General features: G+C 67.7%; 7 protein-coding genes and 3 pseudogenes. 6 read left to right on the forward strand and 4 right to left on the reverse strand.

From position 1 onward, the window contains the following. Positions 1-40 precede the first annotated feature (40 nt). From ADK57_RS03475 to ADK57_RS46815, 3 genes and pseudogenes are all read left to right on the forward strand, one after another. Entirely contained in the window at positions 41-706 is a 666-nt protein-coding gene (locus ADK57_RS03475) for a haloacid dehalogenase type II (RefSeq protein WP_053747833.1), read from the forward strand. Between the two features lie 47 nt (positions 707-753). Then, on the forward strand, positions 754-2,037 hold the full coding sequence (locus ADK57_RS03480) for an NAD(P)/FAD-dependent oxidoreductase (RefSeq protein ID WP_053747834.1): 1,284 nt from the start codon (positions 754-756) through the stop codon (positions 2,035-2,037). A 142-nt stretch (positions 2,038-2,179) separates the two neighbouring features. Continuing rightward, a pseudogene (locus tag ADK57_RS46815) lies at positions 2,180-2,559 on the forward strand (lyase family protein); the annotation flags it as partial. A gap of 352 nt (positions 2,560-2,911) precedes the next feature. Here the strand turns inward: ADK57_RS46815 and ADK57_RS46825 are convergent. The 3 genes and pseudogenes from ADK57_RS46825 to ADK57_RS03495 form a co-directional block, all read right to left on the reverse strand. Next, a pseudogene (locus ADK57_RS46825) lies at positions 2,912-3,433 on the reverse strand (helix-turn-helix domain-containing protein); the annotation flags it as partial. A 69-nt stretch (positions 3,434-3,502) separates the two neighbouring features. Next, entirely contained in the window at positions 3,503-4,339 is an 837-nt protein-coding gene (locus ADK57_RS03490) for an alpha/beta hydrolase (RefSeq protein ID WP_053747842.1), read from the reverse strand. A gap of 62 nt (positions 4,340-4,401) precedes the next feature. Beyond that, positions 4,402-5,091, reverse strand: coding sequence for a TetR/AcrR family transcriptional regulator (locus ADK57_RS03495; protein WP_053747836.1), 690 nt, complete (start codon positions 5,089-5,091; stop codon positions 4,402-4,404). Between the two features lie 145 nt (positions 5,092-5,236). On the opposite strand from ADK57_RS03495, the pseudogene ADK57_RS03500 reads away from it, so the two are divergent. Then, a pseudogene (locus ADK57_RS03500) lies at positions 5,237-6,355 on the forward strand (IS630 family transposase). Positions 6,356-6,490: 135 nt separating this feature from the next. On the opposite strand, the gene ADK57_RS03505 reads toward ADK57_RS03500, so the two are convergent. Next, on the reverse strand, positions 6,491-7,177 hold the full coding sequence (locus tag ADK57_RS03505; protein ID WP_053747837.1) for a TetR/AcrR family transcriptional regulator: 687 nt from the start codon (positions 7,175-7,177) through the stop codon (positions 6,491-6,493). A 193-nt stretch (positions 7,178-7,370) separates the two neighbouring features. On the opposite strand from ADK57_RS03505, the gene ADK57_RS03510 reads away from it, so the two are divergent. Continuing rightward, the gene (locus ADK57_RS03510; RefSeq protein ID WP_053747838.1) at positions 7,371-8,234 is read left to right on the forward strand and encodes an SDR family oxidoreductase; all 864 of its coding nucleotides are present in this window, start codon (positions 7,371-7,373) and stop codon (positions 8,232-8,234) included. Between the two features lie 770 nt (positions 8,235-9,004). Further along, positions 9,005-9,241 carry a hypothetical protein gene (locus ADK57_RS50825; protein WP_053747839.1) on the forward strand — a complete coding sequence of 79 codons (237 nt, stop codon included), beginning with the start codon at positions 9,005-9,007 and terminating at the stop codon, positions 9,239-9,241. Positions 9,242-9,350 lie beyond the last annotated feature (109 nt).

Raw genomic sequence — 9,350 nt, forward strand, 5'->3', positions numbered from 1 at the left:
CCTGGAAAATCCGGAAACCCGCGAGACTGAGGCGAACACCATGCGAGAGATCGTCACCTTCGACGCCTATGCGACCCTGATCAACTTCGAGCTCGGTCCCACGACCCTGAAGGTCCTCGAGGACCGGCTGGATCTGGACAACCTGGATGTCGACGAGTTCCTCGACGACTTCCGCGTCATGCGGTTCCAGGCCGTCCTGGAGGCATACCGCCCCTACCACGAGATCCTGCACTCCAGCCTGCGCAACGCCATGCGCCTGCACGGCCTGGAGTACCGCGACTCCGACGGTGACGCCCTCGTCGAGGCCGTCCCCACCTTCGGTCCCTTCCCGGAGGTCCCGGATGCGCTGCGCCAGCTGAAGACCAAGTACGAGATCGCCATCATCTCCAACACCGACGACAACCTGATCGCGCGGAACGTCGAGAACATCGGCGTCGAGTTCGACTACGTCATCACCGCCCAGCAGGCCGGTGCCTACAAGCCGGACCGTCAGACCTTCGAGTACGCCTTCAAGACCATGGGCGTCGAGCCGGCGCAGGTCATCCACACCGCCCAGGGCTGGGAGTACGACCACATCCCGACCCGTGATCTCGGCCTGAAGCGCCGCGTGTGGATCAACCGCTACGGCCGCCCCGGCAGCGCCGACTACCAGCCCTACGACGAGCTGCCCGACCTGTCGGGCCTGCCGAAGCTCCTCGGCTGCTGACCGACGGCGCAACGGCGAAACAGACCGAGACGCAGAGGACGCATGCCATGAAGCAGATCCCCTACTGGCTGGACACAGCCCCAGCCCTGCCCGACCGTTCCGGAAAGGACCTGCCCGACGAGGCGGACGTGGTGGTGATCGGCGGCGGTCTCACCGGCCTGTCCACCGCCTACCACACCGCCCGCAAGGGCGCCCGGGTCGTCCTGGTCGAGAAGGACAAGGTGGGCTCGGGCGCCTCCGGGCGCAACGGCAGCATGTGCACCCAGGGCATCACCATCAGCCCCGCCGAGGCGCGCAAGCGCTACGGGCAGGAGCGGGCCCGTGAGCTGTACGACTCCTTCCGCGAGGCGGTCGACGTCGTCGAGGAGCTCACCCGCACCGAGAACATCGACTGCGACTTCCACCGCTCCGGGCGCCTCGGCGCGGTCTGCAAGCCCGGGCACTTCGACGGCCTGCGGGCCAAGCAGCGCGATCTGGCCGACAACTTCGGCCACGAGACGGTCGTCCTGAGCAAGAGCGAACTGCGTGCCGAGCTCGGCACGGACTACTACCACGGTGCCCTGCTCGACCCGCTCAGTGCGGGCCTGCACGTGGGCAAGTTCGTCGGCGGCCTGGCAGACGCCGCCGAGCGCGCCGGCGCGGAGATCCACGAGCGCAACGCCGCCACCGGCCTCACCCGCCTGCCGGGCGGCGGCTTCCTGGTGGAGACCATGAACGGCACCATCCGTGCCCAGCAGGTCATGGCGGCGACGGACGCCTACACCGACAAGTCGATGCCGTGGTTCCGTAAGCGGCTGATCAACGTCGGCAGCTTCATCATCGTCACCGAGCCGCTGGGGGAGACCCGCGCCAAGGAACTCATCCCCAACGGCCGCCTGCTGGTAGCCCACAAGAACGTCGGCCACTACGTCCGCCTCACCCCGGACAACCGCCTCGCCTTCGGTGGCCGTGCTCGCTTCGCCCCCTCCAACCCGGCCTCCGACATCAAGAGCGGCGACATCCTGAAGCGGGAGATGACGGAGATCTTCCCGCAGCTGGCCGGGACGCGGATCGACTACGTCTGGGGCGGCATGGTCGGCTTCTCCTGGGACCGTGTCCCGCACGCCGGTGACGTCAACGGCCTGTACTACTCCATGGGTTACTGCGGCCACGGAGTCCAGATGGCCACGTACATGGGCCGGGCCGTGGCCGAGATGATGGACGGCAAGCCGGAGGCCAACCCCCTGCGCGGCTTCGGCTTCTCGAAGGTGCCCGTCCCCTTCTACAACGGCACACCCTGGTTCCTGCCGTTCGGCGGCGCCTACTACAAGGCGAAGGACCGGCTGCTCTGAGCCGATGCCGACGGCGCCGAAGCCGCGGGGACTTCCCAAGCAGCGGTCCTGGGAGGTCCCTGCGGCTTTCCGGCCTCGCGGCTGTTGACGCACCCCCCCCATACGTCCTCGCTGGAACCATATGGAGAGGGTCCGCTCCGCCATGACCGCCGTCACCCGCAGCGAACACGATCTGCTTGGCGACCGTGACGTCCCCGTCGATGCGTACTGGGGGATTCACACCCTGCGTGCCACGGAGAACTTCCCCATCACGGGCACTGCGATCTCTGCCTATCCGCATCTGATCGACGCGCTGGCCGCGGTCAAGGAGGCCGCCACCCTCGCCAACGAGGAACTCGGGCTGCTGGAGCCGAGGAAGGCCGCCGCGATCGTCGAGGCATGCCGGGAGATCAGGCCGGCAAACTGCACGACCAGTTCGTGGTGGACGTCGTCCAGGGTGGGGCGGGCACCTCGACGAACATGAACGCCAACGAGGTCGTCGCCAACCGCGCGTTGGAGCTGCTCGGGCACCAGAAGGGTCAGCAGTTCCTCGACGATGACGTCGTAACGCAGACGGAAGTCGGTGACCCGGCCGTCGGGCGGGCGGAGTTCCAGCGGGTAGACGAGGTGCGCCGTCGCGTCGATCGTCCGGACCGATCCGGTGCCGAGCGTGACGGTCCAGGGCTCACCGTCGGCGCCGAGGACGCCCTCGCGGGTGAGGTCGCGGTCCACAGCGATGGCGAGGCGGTCCAGGGGCAGTTGCACCTCCCCCTCGACCCGGTCGTCGCCGATGTCGAGGAGGACGGCGGAGGTGCTCATCGGGTGGGCGTCGGCCGGCGGCGCGAGGCCGCCGACCAGCAAGAGCGCCGCGAGCAGCACCGTCTGCAGCAGACGTGCCGCCAGGGCTCTTCGGCTTGTCCGGCGTGACCGCGCGGTTGCGGTCTACCTGCTTGCGTCCGACGTAGCGCCAGCCACCGCCGTCGGGGATGTTCCCCAGCTTCTGCACGTCCACATGCACCAGCGCCCTCGGGTGCTCATAGCGGCGGATCGGCTCACCCGTTGCCCGATCCACGTACGACAGCCGATTCAGGCGCGCCGTCGTGAGGATGCGGTGCACGTTCGACGGCGCGATGCCCAGCCTTGCCGCGAGCTGGACCGGCCCTTCCCGTAACCGCATGCGCAAGCTGACGCATCTCTTCGTCACCGCCTTGCTCGCCTTGTTGGGCGAGTGTTTCGGGCGTGAGGAGCGGTCGTGCATGGGCTCGCCGGCCCGGTAGCGAACAACCCACCGCTTCACTGTCGGCCAGGAGACCTGGAAGCGGGCGGCGACCTCACTGATCGGCCACCCGTCGTCGACGACGAGGCGAGCGACTTTCAGCCGGTGGCGGGGTGTGAGGGCAGCGTTCGGGTGTGGCATGTGGTCCGTTCGATAGGTCGAGGGGCTCTTCTCATGGGATGAGCCCCCCACGCGTTTGGCGTATAACGGTCAGCGCTTCGCGTGCGGCGCGCGGGATCCGAGGCCGGTGATGAACCCGGTGATCTCGTCCGGGTTCTCCTCGGCCATGAAGTGGCCGCTGGTGGTGGCCTGGTAGGTGAGGTCGGGTGCCCAGGCGCGCCAGAGGGCGGACGCGTCGAAGCCGAGTTGGGAGCCCCAGTCCTGCGAGATGACGCCGACGGGCATCGTCAGCTGAGCCTCGCGCTCTCGATCTGCAGCATCCATGTCGAGGTCGATGCTGGCCGTGGCGCGGTAGTCGGCGACGATCGAGTCGATCGCGGCGATGGAGCTGTTGACGTAGTAGTCGCGCTCCTGGGCGCTGAACGTGGCCCCCGTCGGGTCCCATGCGTCCAGGAAGGAGCCGAAGAACTCGGGCGCGACGGCAGCGATCATCTTCTCGGGCAGGCCGACGGGCTGCGCCATGAGGTAGAGGTGCCAGGCGACCTTGGCGTTGACGCCATGGAGCACGCCCCAGGTGTCGAGCGTCGGCAGGACGTCGAGGATGCCCAGGTAGTCCACCACCGTGGGGTGGTCCAGGCCGGCGCGGACGGCGACCAGGGCACCACGGTCGTGGCCGATGAGGCCGAAGTGCTCAAACCCGAGTTCGTGTGCGATCACCACGACGTCGCTGGCCATAGTGCGCTTGGAGTAGGTGTTCGGGTCGTCGGCTGCGGGCTTGCCGCTGGCGCCGTATCCCCGAAGGTCCGGGACGATCACCGTGTGGTCGCTGGCAAGCTTCTGCGCGACGTGGCGCCACATGTAGTGGGTCTGCGGGAAGCCGTGGAGCAGGACGACCGCTGCCCCTTGCCCGCCGACGGCGACGTTCATGTCCACGCCACCGTGGCCCGGGAGCGTTCGGTAGACGAAGTTGTCGATGGTCAGTGATGTGGTCACGAGGTCTCCTGGTTGTGGATGGTCGAGCGGGCTTCGGGATGTCCGGAGAAGATCCCGAAGGGCAGCGTGGTGGCGCTGCGGGCTGAGGCGGCGAGGGCGGGCACGATCACGGTGTCCACGAGAGCAGCCAGGTAGCCGTTGTCGATGAGGAGTCCGTTCGCTCGGCGGAGCAAGAGGACGGCCCCGACAACTTCCTCGAAGGCGAACGGGCTTGCCCCCGCCGGCAGCTCGCCGCGTGCGACCGCGGCGTCGATGATTGACTGCGGCAGCCGTGCGCCCGTCGGGCCAACCGACTCCTCGATCGCATCGCACAGCTCGGGATCCTCAAGTCCCGCCTGGAGCAGCATCAGCGCGGTGGAGCTGTCGGCGGCTGCCATCGTGCGCTCCAAGCGGCCGCACAGGTTCAGCAAGTCCTCGCGGAGGGTGGCACCGCGAGGCAGCGGGGCGGTGGAGTCGTGGGCGGGCCCCGCCTTCACGGCCGCAATCACCATGTCCCGCTTAGAGGCCCATCGCCGGTACAGGCTCGCCTTGGATGTCTGACAGCGACGAGCGACTGCCTCGAAAGTGACGCCCTCATACCCGTCCTCCGCGAGGACCTCGAGCACGGTCGACGTGATCCGCCGTTCCAACTCGACGTCCCGTGGGCGGCCGCGCGACCCTCCAGCACTCTTATTTATATACGCCACGTTCCGTATCGTAATGCAGCCGAGGAGACGCGTCGATCAACGTCTCCGGTCAGTACATCCAGCGCTGTGACCGGGAGGTTCGCCGAGATGGTGGTCATCGCGGTTGGATATGCGGCGACGTCCGTTTACGACCGCTGGGGGTGTGGTGGCTGAGCCTGTCCGTGTGCGCAGGCTGACCGACCAGGAGGGGCAGAAGCTGCAGCAGATCGTGCGCCGAGGCAGCACCAGTTCGGTGCGGTACCGACGCGCGATGATGCTGCTGGCCTCGGCCGGCGGAAACCGGGTCCCGGTGATCGCGAAGCTGGCCCAGGCCGACGGGGACACCGTGCGTGACGTGATCCACCGGTTCAACGAGATTGGCCTGGCCTGTCTGGACCCTCGGTGGGCGGGAGGCCGTCCCCGCCTGTTCAGCCCTGACGAACGAGGACTTCGTCGTCCAGACGGCCACCACCCGCCCGACCAGGCTCGGCCAGCCCTTCACCCGCTGGTCCATCCGCAAACTCGCCGCCTACCCGCGGAAAGTGCACGGCCGTGTCATCCGGATCGGCCGCAAGGCATTACGGTGCCTGCTCGCCCGCCGCGCCATCACCTTCCAACGCACCAAGACCTGGAAGGAGTCCCCCGACCCCGACCGCGACGCCAAGCTCGACCGAATCGAGGAGGTGCTGGAACGCTTCCCGGACCGCGTGTTCGCGTTCGACGAGTTCGGGCCGCTCGGCATCCGCCCCACCGCGGGGCCGGCTGGGCTCCCGCCGGTCACCCCGAGCGCCATCCCGCGACCTACCACCGCACCCACGGGGTGCGGTACTTCCACGGCTGCTATTCCGTCGGCGACGACCGGCTGTGGGGCGTCAACCGCCGCAAGAAGGGTGCCGTGAACACCCTGGCCGCACTGAGGTCGATCCGCGCAGCCCGACCGGACGGCGCTCCGATCTACGTCATCCTGGACAACCTGTCCGCCCACAAAGGCGAGCGGATCCGCCGCTGGGCGAAGAAGAGCCGGGTCGAGCTGTGCTTCACCCTGACCTACGCGTCCTGGGCCAACCCCATCGAGGCCCACTTCGGGCCGCTGCGGCAGTTCACCGTCGCCAACTCCCACCACCCCAATCACCACGCGCAGCCCCGGGCCCTGCACGCCTACCTGCGCTGGCGCAACAAGAACGCCCGCCACCCCGAGGTCCTCGCAGCCCAACGCCGAGAGCGCGCAGGCATCCGCAGTGACAAGGGAATCCGCTGGGGCGGCAGACCCGCTCTTGCCGCGTGAGGGCCTCCGGTCAGCAGCATTCACAAGGCGCTTTCGGAGTTCCGGGCACGGGACAGTGCGTGTGCCTCGGTCTGGTTTCCAGAAGCGGTGGTCGAAACCTTGCCATCGTGGCCAGGGCCGTAGCGCGGTGCTGGATCAGCGTTGCAGCCACTCGTCGAGAAGCGCGGCTTCAGCTTTGCTGAGACTGGGCAGTTCCGGCAAGAGGGTGCGGAAGGCCGCAACGACGGCCGCCGGGTCCTGGGTGGGGACAGCGGGCTCATCTGCGAGGATGGCGCGAGCGATCGCGTCGAAGGCGGCGTCGGCCAGGCGCGGGTCGCTTTGCTCTGGTGGCAGGGTCAGCAGGGTGTGGACGGTTCCGATCCCCGCCGAGCGGACGAGGTTGACGGCGCGTTCCTCGCTCACCCGGAGCCGCCCGGCGGCGGCGATTCTGTGCACACGCTCGGCGAGGATCAGCACACCCTTGCCCTGTGCCGGGGTGTCGCGTGCGCGGGCCGGGTCGAGCAACAGGCCGTAGACGTACGGGTTGGCCAGCCCGAAGCTGATCTGCGTGTTCCATCCGGCGCGGAGGTCTTCCACAGGGTCGTCCGAGGGCGCGGTGGTCTGCTTGCCCGCCACATGTTCGGCGAAGACATGTTCCGCGGCGGCATCCAGCAGGTCGTCCTTGTCCTGGAAGAAGCGGTAGAGAGCAGGAGGCTGCAGCCCGGCCTCGTGCGCCACGCGGCGCGTGGTCACCGCGGCCGGACCCTGGTCGCGCAGCAGGCCGGCCGCAGCCTTCACGATGCGGTCCCGGGTGATGTCTCGACGCTGCGCGTTCGGTGCCATGGAGACGATGGTATCGCCCGTGTGTGACAGGCGATGTTATCGCCGATATTGCCAACTCTCCGCGGGTGACCTGCCTGAAGGTGCTGTTCAGTCGCCCAGTCTCCGGATGGACTCACATGGGCGCAATCAATGGAATTATCAGTGATACCGTTATTTCAGTTCCGTTGGAAACATCATCAGACTGGAGCCACCGATGCTGATCGTCACGGGAGCCACCGGCCACCTCGGGTCGCTGATCGTCAATCGCCTGCTGGAGCGGGTACCGGCCGACAGGATCGGCGTCAGTGTGCGCGACGTGAGCAAGGCCGCCGACCTTGCCGAGCGCGGCGTCCGAGTCCGCGCGGGAGACTTCACCGAACCCGACAGTCTCAAGCACGCCTTCGAAGATGCCGAGCGCGTCCTGGTCGTCTCCGCGGCCATTCGAGGCGGCGGCGCGTTGACCGCCAACAGCGCCGCCATCGACGCAGCACGGGAAGCGGGCGCCCAACGCATCCTCTACACCAGCCACCAGGCCGCCTCTCCCACGTCGCTCTTCCCGCCACAGAAGGTCCACGCGGCTACCGAGGAGCACCTCAAGCAGCAAGGAGTCCCCTACACCGCTCTTCGCAACGGGTTCTATGCCTCCACCTTGGACTCCTGCATCGGCGCGGCGCTGGAAACCGGCACGCTCGCCGTGCCGCAGGATGGCCCGGTGTCCTGGACGGCCCACGAGGACCTGGCAGAAGCCGCGGCCTCCGCCCTGACCGAAGACGGCGCACTCGAGGGGATCACGCCGCCGCTGACAGCCCCCCACACGCTGGACTTCGCCGACGTTGCCGAAATCCTCGGCCGCATCACCGGCCGGACCATCACCCGAGTCGTCATGGACGACAACGAGTGGATATCCGCAGCAGTCGCCAGCGGGATGCCGCGGCCGGCTGCGGAGTTCTCCTTGACGATGTTCGCGGCATCGCGCAATGGCGAGTTCAACGCCACCGATCCGACACTGGAAGCCACCATCGGTCACCCCGCGAAGACCGTCCACGAGGTCTTGGAGGCCGCCTCGCGCTCCCGGTGAACCGACCAGCCTCTGGTCCTGGCGGGTCGCCACCTCCGCGCCGCGACCCGCCAGGAACAGCGACGGCGGTCGAATGAACCTGGCCCACCGTAAAAACCTGCGAGGGACAGATGGGCTGGGCGACGAACGACGCGCCGCCCACTGTCGCGGCGAGGGTCAGCGACACCTACGCCGCCCTTCCGGAATGGTGGCCACCACCCAGCCGACCACTGCGGCCACGAACTCGGCGAACATTCCCGGTCACAGCACTAGCCAGGTCTGCTGGGCGGCTATAACTCGGCGTGCACGGATCACAGAAATCGGGCCAGAACCTGCAGTTGGCCCCACCTTGAATCGCCCCGACTCGGACCCGCTCATGCGCTCGAGTTCGGCTTCCGATGGCCCGCTCACCACTCTTCGCGCTGGTGGGCCGCGGGCCACCTCAACCGCAATGCCACGCCCCTTCGGTGATAGCTGCGAACACCGCCAAGTGGTGTGATTCGGTGGGGTTCACAGAGAGGGAGGACTCTGGTGTCGTCTTCGAAGCCGGTCGCATCCGTAACCGGTACTCAGCTTCCAATCTGCTGCACCTGCGGTGTGCAGTACGGAGCGCCGCGCGCCGATTGCCCGATTTGCCTGGACGAGCGGCAGTATGTCGGCTGGAACGGTCAACAGTGGACCACACTGGCCGAGTTGCGCGCTGGTGGCCGGCGCGGCCGGCTCGATGGGTCGGGCGGCCCGATCCGGCGATCGAGTACTGGACCGGCGACACCCATCAGATCGCGCCTGGCATGACGCTGATCAACGCGGGCACGCACTTCGCCGGAGGCACCGTGCTGCATTGGGGTGATGACCCCGAGGGACGCGGTGCACTGTTCAGCGGCGACATCTTCATGGTGGTCATGGACCGGCGGTGGGTCAGCTTCATCCGGTATCTCCGTGGATACTCCGCCGTTCAGGGCGGAGAGGAATCGGACTCCTGCGGAGCAGGGCAACGAGCTGCGATTCGCCGCCGGGGCGGATCGTAGTGCTCTGACCGGCAGATTCGATCTTTACCTGTGGCTGCACTAGTTTGTGAGTGTGAGTGCGAACCATGTGAAGCGGGCGTTCAAGTACCGCTTCTATCCGACCGATGCG

Origin of the sequence: Streptomyces sp. MMG1533 (assembly GCF_001279775.1) — a bacterium.
Classification (GTDB): Bacteria; Actinomycetota; Actinomycetes; order Streptomycetales; family Streptomycetaceae; genus Streptomyces.